Source organism: Pantoea sp. X-Soil-ISGK-285 (genome assembly GCF_059730815.1).
In genome coordinates, this window is record NZ_AP035938.1 from 2,955,254 (window position 1) to 2,969,502 (window position 14,249).

Annotated in this window: 14 protein-coding genes, 4 tRNA genes and 1 other RNA gene; 14 read left to right on the top strand and 5 right to left on the bottom strand. The window is 53.4% G+C overall.

Going from position 1 to position 14,249, the window contains the following annotated elements:
* The first annotated feature begins 70 nt into the window (after positions 1-70).
* Together AC6I8B_RS13940 and AC6I8B_RS13945 are read left to right on the top strand one after the other, a co-directional pair.
* On the top strand, positions 71-424 hold the full coding sequence (locus AC6I8B_RS13940) for a YfeC-like transcriptional regulator (protein WP_010257838.1): 354 nt from the start codon (positions 71-73) through the stop codon (positions 422-424).
* Positions 425-448: 24 nt separating this feature from the next.
* Complete coding sequence (locus AC6I8B_RS13945; protein ID WP_010257835.1) at positions 449-802, top strand: YfeC-like transcriptional regulator; 354 nt, start codon at positions 449-451, stop codon at positions 800-802.
* A gap of 34 nt (positions 803-836) precedes the next feature.
* Here AC6I8B_RS13945 and gltX read toward each other — a convergent pair whose 3' ends face one another.
* Complete coding sequence (gltX, locus tag AC6I8B_RS13950) at positions 837-2,252, bottom strand: glutamate--tRNA ligase (protein ID WP_157352726.1); 1,416 nt, start codon at positions 2,250-2,252, stop codon at positions 837-839.
* A gap of 272 nt (positions 2,253-2,524) precedes the next feature.
* Here gltX and AC6I8B_RS13955 point away from each other — a divergent pair.
* The 6 genes from AC6I8B_RS13955 (at position 2,525) to AC6I8B_RS13980 (ending at position 3,666) form a co-directional block, all read left to right on the top strand.
* A tRNA-Val gene (locus AC6I8B_RS13955) sits at positions 2,525-2,600 on the top strand.
* Positions 2,601-2,641: 41 nt separating this feature from the next.
* Positions 2,642-2,717 (top strand) — tRNA-Val (locus AC6I8B_RS13960).
* A gap of 34 nt (positions 2,718-2,751) precedes the next feature.
* Positions 2,752-2,827, top strand: a tRNA-Val gene (locus tag AC6I8B_RS13965).
* 4 nt (positions 2,828-2,831) lie between these two features.
* Positions 2,832-2,907, top strand: a tRNA-Lys gene (locus AC6I8B_RS13970).
* A gap of 43 nt (positions 2,908-2,950) precedes the next feature.
* Positions 2,951-3,086: non-coding RNA, RtT sRNA (locus AC6I8B_RS13975), on the top strand.
* A gap of 238 nt (positions 3,087-3,324) precedes the next feature.
* On the top strand, positions 3,325-3,666 hold the full coding sequence (locus AC6I8B_RS13980; RefSeq protein ID WP_157352943.1) for a FlxA-like family protein: 342 nt from the start codon (positions 3,325-3,327) through the stop codon (positions 3,664-3,666).
* On the opposite strand, the gene AC6I8B_RS13985 is transcribed toward AC6I8B_RS13980, so the two are convergent.
* Positions 3,663-4,583, bottom strand: a complete 921-nt coding sequence (locus AC6I8B_RS13985; RefSeq protein WP_010259882.1) for a LysR family transcriptional regulator — start codon at positions 4,581-4,583, stop codon at positions 3,663-3,665. The genes AC6I8B_RS13980 and AC6I8B_RS13985 overlap by 4 nt on opposite strands.
* Before the next feature lie 95 nt (positions 4,584-4,678).
* On the opposite strand from AC6I8B_RS13985, the gene AC6I8B_RS13990 reads away from it, so the two are divergent.
* Positions 4,679-5,692, top strand: coding sequence for a bile acid:sodium symporter family protein (locus tag AC6I8B_RS13990; protein ID WP_010671370.1), 1,014 nt, complete (start codon positions 4,679-4,681; stop codon positions 5,690-5,692).
* A 27-nt stretch (positions 5,693-5,719) separates the two neighbouring features.
* On the opposite strand, the gene AC6I8B_RS13995 is transcribed toward AC6I8B_RS13990, so the two are convergent.
* From AC6I8B_RS13995 to zipA, 3 genes are all read right to left on the bottom strand, one after another.
* Positions 5,720-5,938 carry a DUF3820 family protein gene (locus AC6I8B_RS13995; RefSeq protein ID WP_003848878.1) on the bottom strand — a complete coding sequence of 73 codons (219 nt, stop codon included), beginning with the start codon at positions 5,936-5,938 and terminating at the stop codon, positions 5,720-5,722.
* Positions 5,931-7,958 carry an NAD-dependent DNA ligase LigA gene (gene ligA, locus AC6I8B_RS14000; RefSeq protein ID WP_022624163.1) on the bottom strand — a complete coding sequence of 676 codons (2,028 nt, stop codon included), beginning with the start codon at positions 7,956-7,958 and terminating at the stop codon, positions 5,931-5,933. The genes AC6I8B_RS13995 and ligA overlap by 8 nt, the downstream gene beginning before the upstream one ends.
* Positions 7,959-8,034: 76 nt before the next feature.
* The gene (gene zipA / locus AC6I8B_RS14005) at positions 8,035-9,033 is read right to left on the bottom strand and encodes a cell division protein ZipA (protein WP_022624162.1); all 999 of its coding nucleotides are present in this window, start codon (positions 9,031-9,033) and stop codon (positions 8,035-8,037) included.
* 218 nt (positions 9,034-9,251) lie between these two features.
* On the opposite strand from zipA, the gene cysZ reads away from it, so the two are divergent.
* From cysZ to crr, 5 genes are all read left to right on the top strand, one after another.
* Positions 9,252-10,019 carry a sulfate transporter CysZ gene (gene cysZ / locus AC6I8B_RS14010; RefSeq protein ID WP_157352728.1) on the top strand — a complete coding sequence of 256 codons (768 nt, stop codon included), beginning with the start codon at positions 9,252-9,254 and terminating at the stop codon, positions 10,017-10,019.
* Between the two features lie 141 nt (positions 10,020-10,160).
* The gene (cysK, locus tag AC6I8B_RS14015; RefSeq protein ID WP_010671366.1) at positions 10,161-11,129 is read left to right on the top strand and encodes a cysteine synthase A; all 969 of its coding nucleotides are present in this window, start codon (positions 10,161-10,163) and stop codon (positions 11,127-11,129) included.
* A gap of 387 nt (positions 11,130-11,516) precedes the next feature.
* On the top strand, positions 11,517-11,774 hold the full coding sequence (gene ptsH / locus AC6I8B_RS14020) for a phosphocarrier protein Hpr (protein WP_003848868.1): 258 nt from the start codon (positions 11,517-11,519) through the stop codon (positions 11,772-11,774).
* A gap of 161 nt (positions 11,775-11,935) precedes the next feature.
* Positions 11,936-13,663: a phosphoenolpyruvate-protein phosphotransferase PtsI gene (gene ptsI / locus AC6I8B_RS14025; RefSeq protein ID WP_157352730.1), complete on the top strand. Its 1,728-nt coding sequence runs from the start codon at positions 11,936-11,938 to the stop codon at positions 13,661-13,663.
* Positions 13,664-13,705: 42 nt separating this feature from the next.
* On the top strand, positions 13,706-14,206 hold the full coding sequence (gene crr, locus AC6I8B_RS14030; protein ID WP_010259911.1) for a PTS glucose transporter subunit IIA: 501 nt from the start codon (positions 13,706-13,708) through the stop codon (positions 14,204-14,206).
* Positions 14,207-14,249: the final 43 nt, after the last annotated feature.

The window sequence follows — 14,249 nt, forward strand, 5'->3', positions numbered from 1 at the left end:
CTTCAGTTACTTTCACCCGTTACGTTTTGCTGTAATATGTCCTGCTAATGTATTAATCAGGGACTGCATCGTGAAAAAGGAATGGCTTACCCCCGAAGAGCTGGCTGCAGAGACGGGTTACAGTCGGCAAACGGTGAATAAATGGATCAAGCGGGAAAACTGGACGACCACGCCGAAGCCCGGTGTGCAAGGCGGTAAAGCCCGATTGATTCACATTGATGAGCGCGTGAAAAGTTTTATTCAGTCGACCCGTAACCTTAACGAGCCGACGGCAACTTATGGCACTCCGTCCAATTCATTACCTGCGTTATTAATAAGTTCCGTCCAGCAAATGACTCAGGACGAGCAGGATCAATTCACTGCACTAATCTTACGCGAAGGTATCAAGGGCGTTTTGCAGCGACTGGGAATCAGCGAAGAGTAAGGTGTATTTATCAGGGAAGGTATGATGAAAAAGGAATGGTTAACACCCGAAGAACTCGCCTCAGAGACGGGCCTGAGCCGACAGACAGTGAACAAATGGATTAAGCGCGAAAACTGGACCACCCTGCCCAGACCCGGCATTCAGGGCGGCAAGGCGCGATTGATTCATGTCGATGATCGCGTAGAAAAATTTATCCATTCGACGCGTAGCCTGCACGAACCCGCCGCAATGTATAGGGTTCCGGCAGATTCACTGACGGCACTATTGGTGAATGCGGTTCCGCAAATGAGTCAGGCTGAACAGGAGCAGCTGTCAGCGCTGATATTACGGATAGGTATTAAAGGCATGTTGCAGCGTCTGGATATCACTGAAGAGTAAAAAACCGGACGCGCGAAGCTTCCGGTTCTGTTTACTAAGCCTGCGCTTCACGCTCATTGATAAAGGCCAGCGCCTGCTCAATACGTGCAATGCTGCGGCTGCGGCCTATCGCTTCCACGGTGACATCCAGTCCGGGTGACTGACCGGCACCGGTTACGGCCACGCGCAGCGGCATGCCCACTTTCCCCATCCCGACTTCCAGCTCATCTGCGGTACTCTGAATAGCCTGATGTACGTTTTCAGCCGTCCACTCTTCGATCGCGGCCAGCTTATCGCGTACCACTTCCAGCGGCTGACGTGCTACCGGACGAAGATGTTTCTTCGCGGCATCGGCATCAAATTCTGCAAAGTCTTCATAGAAGTAGCGGCAGGATGCAGCCATCTCTTTTAACGTTTTGCAGCGCTCGCCTAACAGACCTACCAGCTTCGCCAGTTCCGGACCCGTACGGGTATCAATTTTCTGCTCTTCAATATGCCACTGCAGATGTGTCGCCACATATTCTGGCGGCAGCGTATTGATGTAGTGATGGTTCAGCCACTGCAGTTTCTCAGTGTTGAACGCACTGGCAGACTTACTGACTGCATCCAGGGTAAAGAGCTCAGCCATTTCGGCCACGCTGAAGATTTCCTGATCGCCATGTGACCAGCCCAGACGAACCAGGTAGTTGAGCAGCGCTTCCGGCAGGTAGCCATCATCACGATACTGCATCACCCCTACCGCGCCATGACGCTTGGAGAGCTTTTTGCCGTCATCGCCCAGGATCATTGAGACGTGGGCATAGACCGGAACCTGCGCGCCAATTGCTTTGAGAATGTTGATCTGACGTGGCGTGTTGTTAATGTGGTCTTCACCGCGAATCACATGGGTGATGCCCATATCCCAGTCATCCACGACGACGCAGAAATTGTAGGTTGGCGAACCATCGGTGCGGCGGATGATCAGATCATCCAGCTCCTGGTTGCTGAACTCAATCGGGCCACGGATCTGGTCGTCAAAGATGACCGACCCTTCCTGCGGATTGCGGAAACGCACAACGCACGGCTCATCATCTGCATGATGTTCATGGCTGTCACGGCAGCGGCCGTCGTAACGCGGCTTTTCGTTGTTGGCCATCTGCTCTTCACGCAGCGCTTCCAGACGTTCTTTAGAGCAGTAGCATTTATAGGCTGTGCCCGCTTCCAGCATTTCATCAATGACCGCGTTGTAACGATCAAAACGTTTTGTCTGGTAGTAAGGGCCTTCATTCCAGTCGAGGCTCAGCCAGTTCATGCCATCCATGATGGCTTCGATAGCTTCCGGCGTGGAGCGCTCCAGATCGGTATCTTCAATGCGCAGCACGAACTCGCCCTGGTTGTGACGGGCAAAGAGCCAGGAGTAAAGTGCGGTACGGGCGCCACCTACATGCAGATAGCCAGTCGGGCTGGGCGCGAAGCGTGTTTTGATTTTCATTGAGTATTGCCTTAGATGCGCGGGTTCTCTGTCTGGATGACAAAAAACAGGTTAGACGCGAAAAAACAGTGGGCACATTCTAGCATCTGACGGTGAATCCTCAATGCATGCCCGCCAGTTGCCGCCCGGGAAAAGGGGCTTTTCTGCCAGTAAAACCAGCACATTGGCTAAAAGCGCGACAGGGTGTTTAAAAATAAACCGAACGCACATTTATGTTTTAAAAAGCGTTGACTCAAAATCAACTATCCCTATAATGCGACTCCACACAGCGGGGGTGATTAGCTCAGTTGGTAGAGCATCTCCCTTACAAGGAGGGGGTCGGCGGTTCGAACCCGTCATCACCCACCACTCTTAACAGCGTGGCCCGCAGTGAACAGGTATGAAGATATGGGTGATTAGCTCAGTTGGTAGAGCATCTCCCTTACAAGGAGGGGGTCGGCGGTTCGAACCCGTCATCACCCACCATATCTTGCCTGTTAGTAGTACTGAAGTACGAAGTGGGTGATTAGCTCAGTTGGTAGAGCATCTCCCTTACAAGGAGGGGGTCGGCGGTTCGAACCCGTCATCACCCACCACTTCGGGTCGTTAGCTCAGTTGGTAGAGCAGTTGACTTTTAATCAATTGGTCGCAGGTTCGAATCCTGCACGACCCACCAATTCAGAATAAAGCGCCTTTAAGGCGCTTTTTTCGTTTCCGGGGCACGGACTTTACCGTGCAGGATGAGAACCTGCTGCAGGTTCGACTGAATCGCCGGGAGCGATTCAGGCTGATGCGACAGCATCACCCGCAGGGCGAGGCCCACGACGGGCCGAGGCTATCCTGCACGACCCACCAATTCAGAATAAAGCGCCTTAAGGCGCTTTTTTCGTTTCTGCTGCACTGACTTAACCATGCTTAAATCTGAACTGCCCTTTTCTGCGACTTCAGGCTTTAAAAAGCGTGCTGGATCAGGGAGCACTGACATTGGCGTAACAGATAAGCTCTCGCCTTTTCGCAACCTTAACAATTTCAGCTCTCAAGTCGTTTCACAGCGTGCCGATAACGTATCTGACAACTTACAGGGAGAAAAATGATGTCTTCAATTTCCGGAATTCTAAGCAGTGCAGTCAGTGGCGGTGACAGCGGTAGCGGCAGTGTTGCCTCTCAGGTCGCGGCGCTGAATAAACAGATTCAGAACGTCTTAACGCAAGTCAAAGAGCTGGCCGACAACAAAGAACTGACTGACGAACAGAAGTCTGAAATGCAGCAGATGTATCAGTCACAAATCACCATGCTGCAGGCACAGATTGCTCAGCTGGAACAGAAGCAGGCCGAGCAGGATCAGCCAAAGAGTGACAGCTCGTCCGTCAGTGAAAGCAAAGCAGACGGGATTAACCGCCCTACCGACACCAACAAAATTGACGTCTACATCTAAAATGCGGGCCTGGCCTCGCGTTGTTGCGCCAGCAGCGTCGCCTGCTGGCGCACCTCCTGCCAGATCGCTTCGGCAGCAGGCGTCAGCGAACGGTTTTTACGCTTGATCAGCGTAAGGCTGCGATTGATTTCCGGATATAGACGCCGCACGGTTAATGCGCGATCAGCCGGCAACGGTAACGCCAGCGCGGGCAGAATACTGATGCCGATCCCCACCTGCACCATCGGAAACAGCGTAGCGGGATGACCAATCTCCTGAACGACTTCAGCCCTGATATTCTGCTGCTGCATCGCCGCATCAATGAGGACCCGACTGCCCGAAGCATAGTCCTGAAGCACCATGGTGCGGCCATCCAGCATTGACCATTCTGCCCTTTCCACCTGCGCCAGCGGATCATCATCACGGCATAGCAGCAGGAAAGGCTCATCAAGAATCGCGATGCTGTCAAAATCGCTGTCGCTGAGTGGCCCAATCACAATCCCGAAATCGACTTCGGCGTTACGCACACTTTGCAGCACCCACTGCTGGGCGCGATCGTGCAGTATCACTTTGATGTCAGGAAAGTGTTGCTGGCTGGCAGCCAGACATTGCGGCATCAGATGAGCGGAAATGGTCTGGCTGGCTGCCACCCTGACGGTACCACTGCGCTGTTCGCCAAAACTGCGGATATCCAGCAGCGTGGTATGAATCTCCTCCAGCAGGCGCTCCATGCGTGACGCCAGCTGTTTTCCCGCTTCAGTCAGCATCACCTCCCGGGTGGTTCGATCCAGCAACCGCACGCCGGTTTCCGCTTCCAGCTCTTTAATACTGTGGCTGACCGCCGACTGACTCAGACCTATCGCCTGCCCCGCCTGGCTGAATCCGCCATAGTGTGCCACCGCAATAAAGGTTCGTAGCTGACGCAGGGTGTAATTCATCGATTCTGCTCATAGATTAATTCAATAAATCAATTTTATTTCTAAACAGGTTTCACGCACAATCGCGCTATTGAAAAATTTACCGGAATTTAACAATGGGATTTTTAAAACTCGATCCGATGATGGTTAAACTCATCATCACCGTGCTGCTGGCCTCTTTCCTGCCAGCCAGAGGGATCTACGTTGATATATTCAGCTATCTCGCGACGGCAGCGATAGCACTGCTGTTCTTTATGCATGGTGCCAAGCTGTCGCGTGAAAAGATCATCTCAGGCAGCAGTCACTGGCGGTTGCATCTGTGGATTATGTTCAGCACCTTTGTGCTGTTTCCAGTGCTGGGTCTGTTGCTGGTCTGGTGGCATCCGGTTAATGTCGGCCCGGAAATTTATACCGGCTTTATCTACCTCTGTATCCTGCCTGCGACCGTGCAGTCTGCTATCGCGTTTACCTCCATGGCGGGCGGTAATGTTGCGGCAGCGGTATGCAGCGCCTCTGCATCAAGCCTGCTGGGTGTGTTTATTTCGCCGTTGCTGGTGAACCTGGTGATGGATATTCACAGCAGCGCGCCCAGCGATGGACTGGAGCAGATCGGGAAGATTATGCTGCAACTGATGGTGCCTTTCGTGCTGGGTCACCTCTCCCGGCGCTGGATCGGGGGCTGGGTTGAAAAGCACCGCAGCCTGATTGGCAAAACCGACCAGACCTCCATTCTGCTGGTGGTCTACTCCGCCTTCAGTGAAGCGGTGGTTAACGGCATCTGGCATCGCGTTGGGTTGATTACGCTGCTGTGGATTGTGGCAGGCTCAATCATCCTGCTGACCGCCGTGCTGATTATCAACCTGCTGGCCTCGCGTCTGTTCCGCTTTAAACGCGCCGATGAGATTGTGGTGCTGTTTTGTGGTTCGAAGAAGAGTCTGGCGAATGGCGTGCCGATGGCGAATATCCTGTTCCCGGCCAGTACCGTGGGGATTATTGTACTGCCACTGATGATTTTCCATCAGGTACAGCTGATGGTCTGCTCATTTATTGCCGGACGTTATAAGAAGACCAATGAGAAGCAGCAGCAGGCTGTGCAGGTCAAGGATTCGGTAATGGAGTCTCAGAAATAGATCGGCTGCCCGCCAGTGCGGGCAGCGTTACTTACGGGTCTGAAGCGGTTTAACTAACCCTTCCAGACCCTCAATTTTTATTGTCAGGGTGAGTTGCATGAGATCACCCAGCAGACCAGACGGAAAGTCCCCACTGCGGGCAAACCACAGCAGATAAGGCTCAGGCAGATCGATCAGCATCCGCCCCTTATATTTGCCAAACGGCATAGGCGTATTGGCTATCGCCACCAGCTGATGTTCATCCATCTGAGGCTCCCAGCAGGCGGATCATTTCCGCTTCATCAATCACTTCAATGCCAAGCTCCGCTGCTTTCGCCAGCTTTGAACCAGCCGCTTCACCGGCAATCAGCAAATCAGTTTTCTTTGAGACACTGCCGCTGACTTTTGCGCCCAGCGCGATCAGCTGCGCTTTGGCATCATCGCGGTTCATCTGCGACAGTGAGCCGGTCAGCACCACCGTTTTACCGGCGAACGGACTGTCGATCTCTTCGGCTCTCACCACCACCACCTGCGGCCAGTGAATACCGATATCCTCGACCAGCTGGCGGATAACCTCACGGTTGCTTTCCTCTTCCATGAAGTTGCGCACGTGTGCCGCAACGACTTTGCCGACATCCGGCACCGCAATCAGCGCCTCAAGATCGGCATCCATGACCTTCTGCAACTCACCAAAATGGTTAGCCAGATTAGCAGCGGTGGCTTCACCTACTTCACGAATGCCCAGTGCATAGAGGAATCGCGCCAGCGTAGTCGATTTCGCTTTCTCCAGCGCGTCGACAACGTTTTGCGCCGATTTCGGCCCCATGCGATCCAGTCCGGTCAGTTTGCCCGCCGTGAGACGGAACAGATCCGCTGGCGTGTTGACGTACTCTTTCTCCACCAGCTGGTCGATAATCTTATCGCCCATGCCATCAACATCCAGTGCCCGGCGCGAGACAAAATGCTTCAGCGCCTCTTTGCGCTGAGCACCGCAGATTAAACCGCCCGTGCAGCGCGTGACCGATTCCCCTTCGACCCGTTCAACCTCGGAACCACAAACCGGACAGTGTGCCGGAAACAGGACTTCACGCGTCTGTTCAGGGCGCTCGGCGAGCACCACGTTGACCACCTGCGGGATCACATCACCGGCGCGGCGAATGACCACCCGATCGCCGATGCGTAATCCCAGCCGCTCGATTTCATCCGCATTATGCAGCGTGGCATTGCTGACGATCACGCCCGCGACCTGCACCGGCTCAAGGCGAGCTACCGGTGTGATAGCCCCGGTGCGGCCAACCTGAAATTCGACGTCCCGCACCCAGGTCAGTTGTTCCTGTGCCGGGAATTTAAAGGCAATCGCCCAGCGCGGCGCACGCGCCACAAAGCCCAGCTTTTCCTGCAGTTCCTGTGAATCGACTTTGATCACCACGCCATCAATATCAAAACCCAGATTCGGACGCTGTTGTTCAATATCACGATAGAAGGCCAGGGCTTCTTCTGCGTTGTGCACCAGCTTAATGCGGTCGCTGACCGGCAGGCCCCAGGCTTTAAACTGTTGCAGACGCCCCATGTGACTGTGCGGCATCTCACCGCCTTCCAGCAGGCCAAAACCGTAGCAGAAGAAGGTCAGCGGACGTTTGGCGGTAATGCGCGGATCCAACTGACGCAGAGAACCGGCTGCTGCATTGCGCGGATTAGCAAAGACTTTGCCATCAGTCCGGCGTGCTTCCTCATTCAGCTTTTCAAAGCCGCGCTGCGTCATAAATATTTCGCCACGCACTTCCAGCCGTGCCGGAATGTTGTCGCCTTTAAGCCGCAGCGGGATAGCGCGAATGGTGCGGACATTGGCGGTAATGTTCTCGCCGGTTGTGCCGTCACCGCGCGTTGCGGCCTGGACCAGCAGACCATTTTCATACATCAGGCTGACCGCAGCGCCATCAAGCTTGAGTTCACAGCAGTAGGTTATGTCGTCACTGCTTTTCAGGCGATCCTGCACCCGCTTGTTGAAAGCCATAAACGTGGCTTCATCAAAGGCGTTATCCAGCGACAGCATCGGGACTTCATGGCGCACCTGCTCGAAGACCGTCAGCGGCGCGGCACCCACGCGTTGTGTCGGCGAGTCTGGCGTAATGAGATCCGGGTGCTCCTCTTCCAGCTGACGCAATTCGCGCATCAGACGATCGTATTCAGCATCCGGCACTTCCGGCGCATCCATAACGTGATAGAGATATTCATGATGGCGCAACGTGGTGCGCAGTTCGGTGATGTGATCCTGGACGGATTTCATAAAGCCCCATCAGATAAAAAACCCCCGACAGGCGGGGGTTTGTTTTTAACAATTCAGATAGCGTTTAGCGCAGGTCTCAGACGCCAACCACATCGCGGATACGCGCTTTGTAAGTTTCCAGCTTCTGTGGCGTCATCATGCGACGCTCATCATCCAGCACCACGCCACCTACATCATCAGCGATACGCTGAGCCGACTGCAGCATCAGCTTGAAGTTCTGATTCGCATCGCCATAAGAAGGCACCATCATAAAGATAGAGATGCCAGGCGTGCTGAAATCGGTCATCAGGTCAGGATTGAATGAGCCCGGCTTAACCATATTGGCCAGACTGAACAATACAGGGCCGCTGCCAGCCGGACTGAGATGACGATGGAAAATGTTCATTTCACCAAACTGGAAGCCCGCCTGGAGAATACCCTGCAGTAGGGCCTCACCGTTCAGTTCACCGCCCGAGTGTGCGGCAACATGCAGCACCAGTACCGCTTCTTTCGGTTTTTCCGCTGGCGCTTTAGCAGCAGGCTGTGCTGGCGCGGGCGCCGGTGTCACTTCAGGCTGCGGCTCAGGTTCTGCCTGGTACTGCGGTGCTGGCTGTACAGATTCCAGCGGGTCGAGATCCAGCAGTGGGTCGGCCTGAACGGGCGGCGCGACAAAAGTGGGTGCGGGCTGCTGACGAACCGGTTCAGGGCGCGACTGCGGAGCAGGCTGCGGTGCCGTGTTAAAAAGCGGGTCGCTTTCAGGTTCGGGTTGCGGTGCGGGTCGTGGCGCAGGCTGACGCACAGGCTCAGCGGGCGCAGGCTTACGCGGCGCTTCTGGCTGTGGCTCGCGAATCTCATCGAAACGCGGTTCCTGATGTACGTTGCGATCAGAACGAACGCGAACCTCGCCGACGCCATCATCCTCGTCGTCAATCAGGTCCTGCTCATCATTTTCATCACGTTGTTTTAGACGTTTGTGCGGGCGATCGCGGAACACTGACGAACGCTCTTTACGGCTGGTCCACAGCCCGTGAAGAAGGAGCGCTATAATGGCGATCGCGCCAACAACGATTAATATCAGACGCAAATCCTGCATCATTGTATTCTCTGTTGTTCCAATACCTTGCCACCGCGGCAAACTTTATCCTCTAACTGTATTTGCCCTGCTACACAAGTGCAAGTCTGTGCACTATTTTCTGACAAATAAGATAGGCAACCCACGCTTTTTCGCTGTTTTTTTACCCAAACGGCACCTGGCCTGGAGAAAAAGCCAGGTTATAGTGGGCGCGCCTTAACATCTTCAGGAGAACTGGCTTTATGGCCATTGAGAATTCCGTCTCAAATTTTAACGGCATGCACTACTTTAGCCAGGGCTGGAAACTGGTACGTCTGCCTGGCATTCGCCGCTTTGTAGTGATGCCGTTGCTGATCAATATCGTGATGCTGGGTGGCGCTTTCATCTGGCTGTTCTATCGTCTCGGTGACTGGATCCCGCGGCTGATGGCCCATATTCCGGACTGGCTGCAGTGGCTGAGCTATCTGTTATGGCCGCTGTCGGTGATTGCGATTGTGCTGGTGTTTAGCTACTTCTTTTCGACCCTGGCAAACTTAATTGCCGCTCCGTTTTGCGGCCTGCTGGCCGAGCAGCTGGAAGGCCGCCTGACAGGCAAGCCTCTGCCGGACAGCGGCTGGGCTGGAATGATCAAGGATGTGCCGCGCATTATGAAGCGCGAGATGCAAAAACTGGGTTATTACCTGCCCCGCGCGCTGGGACTGCTGCTGCTCTACTTTATTCCTGGCTTTGGCCAGACCGTAGCGCCGGTGCTGTGGTTCCTGTTCAGCGCCTGGATGTTGTCCATCCAGTATTGCGACTATCCGTTCGATAACCACAAAGTGCCGTTTCAGCAGATGCGCAACGCCCTGCGTCAACACAAAACGGCCAATATGCAGTTTGGCGCGCTAATCAGTCTGTTCACCATTATCCCGGTTCTGAACCTGGTGATCATGCCGGTTGCCGTCTGCGGTGCCACCGCCATGTGGGTCGATCGCTACCGGTCAACGCTGGCACGTCATGAGTTGCGTTAAATTCATCAGCGCGCCTTATGCTCTTTTTAGCAGGGCTTATTGCCGGGCGACATATAGATATACGATTTCTTTCCTTCCGCCACCAGGCAGAAAAGGTATGCTCATAGGGTTCCCAATAATTCATACAGTTAAGGACAGGCTATGAGTAAGATCTATGAAGACAACTCTTTGACAATTGGTCATACGCCATTGGTTCGACTGAACCGCATCGGTAACGGCCGCATCCTTGCGAAAGTTGAATCCCGTAACCCGAGCTTCAGCGTAAAATGCCGTATCGGTGCCAATATGATTTGGGACGCAGAAAAACGCGGTATTCTGAAACCGGGTGTTGAACTGGTTGAACCGACCAGCGGCAACACCGGTATTGCTCTGGCCTATGTCGCCGCAGCGCGCGGTTATAAATTAACGCTGACGATGCCAGAAACCATGTCAGTTGAGCGCCGTAAATTGCTGAAGGCGCTGGGCGCGACGCTGATACTGACCGAAGGCACCAAAGGCATGAAAGGTGCCATCAGCAAAGCTGAAGAGGTTGTTGCCAGCAATCCGGATAAATATGTGCTGCTGCAGCAGTTCAGCAACCCGGCCAACCCGGAAATCCATGAAAAGACCACCGGCCCGGAAATCTGGGAAGACACGGACGGCGAAGTGGATGTCTTTATTGCCGGTGTCGGCACCGGCGGTACGCTGACCGGCGTGAGCCGCTACATCAAAAACACCAAAGGCAAAAAAGATCTGATTACCGTCGCGGTTGAGCCGACCGATTCCCCGGTGATTGCTCAGGCGCTGGCGGGCGATGAGATCAAGCCCGGCCCACACAAAATTCAGGGTATCGGCGCAGGCTTTATCCCGGGCAACCTTGAGCTGAATCTGGTGGACCGCGTCGTGGCCATCACCAATGAAGAGGCGATCAGTACGGCGCGTCGGCTGATGGAAGAGGAAGGTATTCTGGCCGGTATCTCATCCGGTGCTGCCGTTGCCGCGGCGCTGAAGCTGCAGGAAGATGAAGCCTTCGCCAACAAAAATATTGTGGTGATCCTCCCCTCCTCCGGTGAACGCTATCTGAGTACCGCCCTGTTTGCCGATCTCTTCACTGAAAAAGAGCTTCAGTAGCAGAGGCCGATAGTCCGAAAATGGAGAAAAAAGCACCCAATCGGGTGCTTTTTTGTGGTGCAGATCTCACTTTCATCACCCGGCAGATTGATTTCAGTGACGCCGCTCTGGTATTTAGACTGCCAATTATTTCGATGCCTGAAATTAATCCGCGTTTGAAGTGGATCAAGCTGAATCGATTTACGGATTCAGTGAAACGGCGAATCACGGCATAATTAACCGGTGACGTGTAGAATCGGTTTTGAGACGCAACGGACTGTAGATTTGACGCATGCGCGTCTTTGGTCAGCATGAAGCTATACCCGCGCACCTACACAGGCTAAAGTAAAGGCTCCAGGCTAGACTTTAGATCCATAACACTCATCCTGATAACGTTGGGGAAATAGAATGTTCCAGCAAGAAGTTACCATTACTGCACCAAACGGTCTGCACACTCGCCCAGCTGCGCAATTCGTTAAAGAAGCCAAAGCTTTCCAGTCAGAAATTACCGTGACCTCTAACGGTAAATCAGCGAGCGCGAAGAGCCTGTTCAAGCTGCAGACACTGGGTTTAACCCAGGGAACGGTTGTGACCCTTTCCGCGGAAGGTGAAGACGAGCAGAAAGCAGTTGAGCATCTGGTCAAACTGATGGCTGAACTGGAGTAATCTCCGCTCAGCTCTCCAGCAAATCGACTCCTCTGCGCCATTGAGTGCAAACATCTTGATCGCGGACAACCTGTCCGCGTTATTGCTTTCGTAGAGTACGTGTCCCGCGACAATGGCACCGCACAGAGTCCCATCAGCCATCGTGATTAAAAGGTAGCGTTATGATTTCAGGCATTTTAGCATCACCAGGTATCGCTTTCGGCAAAGCACTGCTGCTGAAAGAAGACGAGATCGTCATCAACCGCAAGAAAATTTCTGATGACCAGGTTGAGCAGGAAGTTCAGCGCTTCCTCGATGGCCGCAGAAAAGCGGCATTACAACTGGAAGCGATTCGCGTCAAAGCGGGTGAAACCCTCGGTGAAGAGAAAGCAGCAATCTTCGAAGGCCACATTATGTTGCTGGAAGATGAAGAGCTGGAGCAGGAAATCATCGACCTGATCAAAAAAGATCACGCTTCTGCCGATGCTGCTGCTTACTCGGTCATCGATGGCCAGGCGAAAGCACTGGAGGAGTTAGATGACGAATATCTGAAAGAGCGTGCGGCTGACGTACGTGACATCGGTAAGCGTCTGCTGCAAAACATCCTCGGTCTGCATATCGTTGACCTGAGCGCTATTCCGGACGAATCCATTCTGGTGGCAAAAGATTTAACGCCGTCAGAAACCGCACAGCTGAACCTGAAGAAGGTGCTGGGCTTTATCACCGATCTGGGTGGCCGTACCTCACATACCTCAATCATGGCGCGCTCGCTGGAGATCCCAGCCATTGTCGGTACCGGCAATGTGACCGTCACGGTGAAAAATGGCGATTTCCTGATTCTGGATGGCGTTAACAATGCGATTCACGTCAATCCTTCAGAAGCGATTCAGGAAGAGCTGAAAGCCGTACAGAACCAGTATCTGTCGGAAAAACATGAATTAGCTAAGCTGAAAGATCTGCCAGCCGTTACGCTGGATGGTCATCAGGTTGAAGTCTGCGCCAACATCGGTACTGTGCGCGATATCGCCGGTGCTGAACGTAACGGCGCTGAAGGCGTGGGTCTCTACCGCACCGAATTCCTGTTTATGGATCGTGACTCACTGCCAAGCGAAGAAGAGCAGTTCCAGGCGTACAAAGCCGTCGCTGAAGCCATGGGTTCACAGGCCGTTATCGTGCGTACCATGGACATCGGCGGCGACAAAGACCTGCCTTACATGAACCTGCCAAAAGAAGAGAACCCGTTCCTCGGCTGGCGCGCTATCCGTATCGCCATGGACCGCAAAGAGATTCTGCATGCGCAGCTGCGTGCCATTCTGCGCGCCTCCTCTTTCGGTAAACTGCGCATCATGTTCCCGATGATTATTTCGGTTGAAGAAGTACGCAGCCTGAAAGCGGAGCTGGAACTGCTGAAAGCGCAGTTGCGTGAAGAAGGTAAAGCCTTTGATGAGAGCATCGAAGTCGGCATCATGGTGGAAACCCCGGCTTCAGCCGTGATTGCTCATCATCTGGCGAAGGAAGTCGACTTCTTCAGTATTGGGACAAACGATCTGACGCAGTATACTCTGGCGGTCGATCGTGGTAATGATTTGATCTCGCACCTGTACAACCCAATGGCGCCGTCTGTGCTTAACTTAATCAAGCAAGTCATTGATGCATCTCACGCTGAAGGTAAATGGACCGGCATGTGTGGTGAGCTGGCAGGTGATGAACGTGCTACACTACTGTTACTGGGAATGGGGCTGGACGAGTTCAGCATGAGTGCCATTTCTATCCCTGGCATCAAGAAAATCATTCGTAATACTAATTTTGAAGATGCGAAGGCATTGGCGGAGCAGGCACTGGCTCAACCGACAGCGGAAGATTTAATGAACCTGGTAAACAAGTTCATTAAGGAAAAAACGCTCTGCTAATCCGCATGATGCTGGCCCCAAATTACTGCTTAGGAGAAGATCATGGGTTTGTTTTCTAAACTTTTTGGCGAAAAAACGGATAGCGCTGGGACAATTGACATCGTAGCGCCTCTGTCAGGCGAAATCGTGAACATTGAAGACGTACCAGATGTGGTGTTTGCAGAAAAAATCGTGGGCGACGGTATTGCGATCAAGCCCAGCGGCAACAAAATGGTTGCTCCTGTTGATGGCACTATCGGTAAGATTTTTGAAACCAATCACGCTTTTTCGATCGAATCAGACAATGGCATTGAGCTGTTCGTCCACTTCGGTATCGATACGGTAGAACTGAAAGGTGAAGGCTTCAAACGCATCGCTGAAGAAGGCCAGAAGGTCAAAAAAGGCGACGTGGTTATCGAGTTTGACCTGCCGTTGCTGGAAGAGAAAGCGAAATCAACCCTGACACCGGTTGTCATCTCCAACATGGATGAAATCAAGGAATTGATTAAGCTGACTGGCCAGGTCACCGTCGGCGAAACGCCGGTGATTCGCATCAGAAAGTAAGCATTCGTTCATAACATAACGGCACCCGCGGGTGCCGTTATCG

Excerpts from the sequence above, each read along its gene's own strand:
- gltX (WP_157352726.1), bottom strand. The coding sequence starts at position 2,252 with ATGAAAATCAAAACACGCTTCGCGCCCAGCCCGACTGGCTATCTGCAT.
- ptsH (WP_003848868.1), top strand. The coding sequence starts at position 11,517 with ATGTTCCAGCAAGAAGTTACCATTACTGCACCAAACGGTCTGCACACT.
- AC6I8B_RS13990 (WP_010671370.1), top strand. The coding sequence starts at position 4,679 with ATGGGATTTTTAAAACTCGATCCGATGATGGTTAAACTCATCATCACC.
- crr (WP_010259911.1), top strand. The coding sequence starts at position 13,706 with ATGGGTTTGTTTTCTAAACTTTTTGGCGAAAAAACGGATAGCGCTGGG.
- ptsI (WP_157352730.1), top strand. The coding sequence starts at position 11,936 with ATGATTTCAGGCATTTTAGCATCACCAGGTATCGCTTTCGGCAAAGCA.
- cysK (WP_010671366.1), top strand. The coding sequence starts at position 10,161 with ATGAGTAAGATCTATGAAGACAACTCTTTGACAATTGGTCATACGCCA.
- ligA (WP_022624163.1), bottom strand. The coding sequence starts at position 7,958 with ATGAAATCCGTCCAGGATCACATCACCGAACTGCGCACCACGTTGCGC.
- AC6I8B_RS13980 (WP_157352943.1), top strand. The coding sequence starts at position 3,325 with ATGTCTTCAATTTCCGGAATTCTAAGCAGTGCAGTCAGTGGCGGTGAC.
- cysZ (WP_157352728.1), top strand. The coding sequence starts at position 9,252 with ATGGCCATTGAGAATTCCGTCTCAAATTTTAACGGCATGCACTACTTT.
- AC6I8B_RS13945 (WP_010257835.1), top strand. The coding sequence starts at position 449 with ATGAAAAAGGAATGGTTAACACCCGAAGAACTCGCCTCAGAGACGGGC.
- AC6I8B_RS13985 (WP_010259882.1), bottom strand. The coding sequence starts at position 4,583 with ATGAATTACACCCTGCGTCAGCTACGAACCTTTATTGCGGTGGCACAC.
- AC6I8B_RS13995 (WP_003848878.1), bottom strand. The coding sequence starts at position 5,938 with ATGGATGAACATCAGCTGGTGGCGATAGCCAATACGCCTATGCCGTTT.
- zipA (WP_022624162.1), bottom strand. The coding sequence starts at position 9,033 with ATGATGCAGGATTTGCGTCTGATATTAATCGTTGTTGGCGCGATCGCC.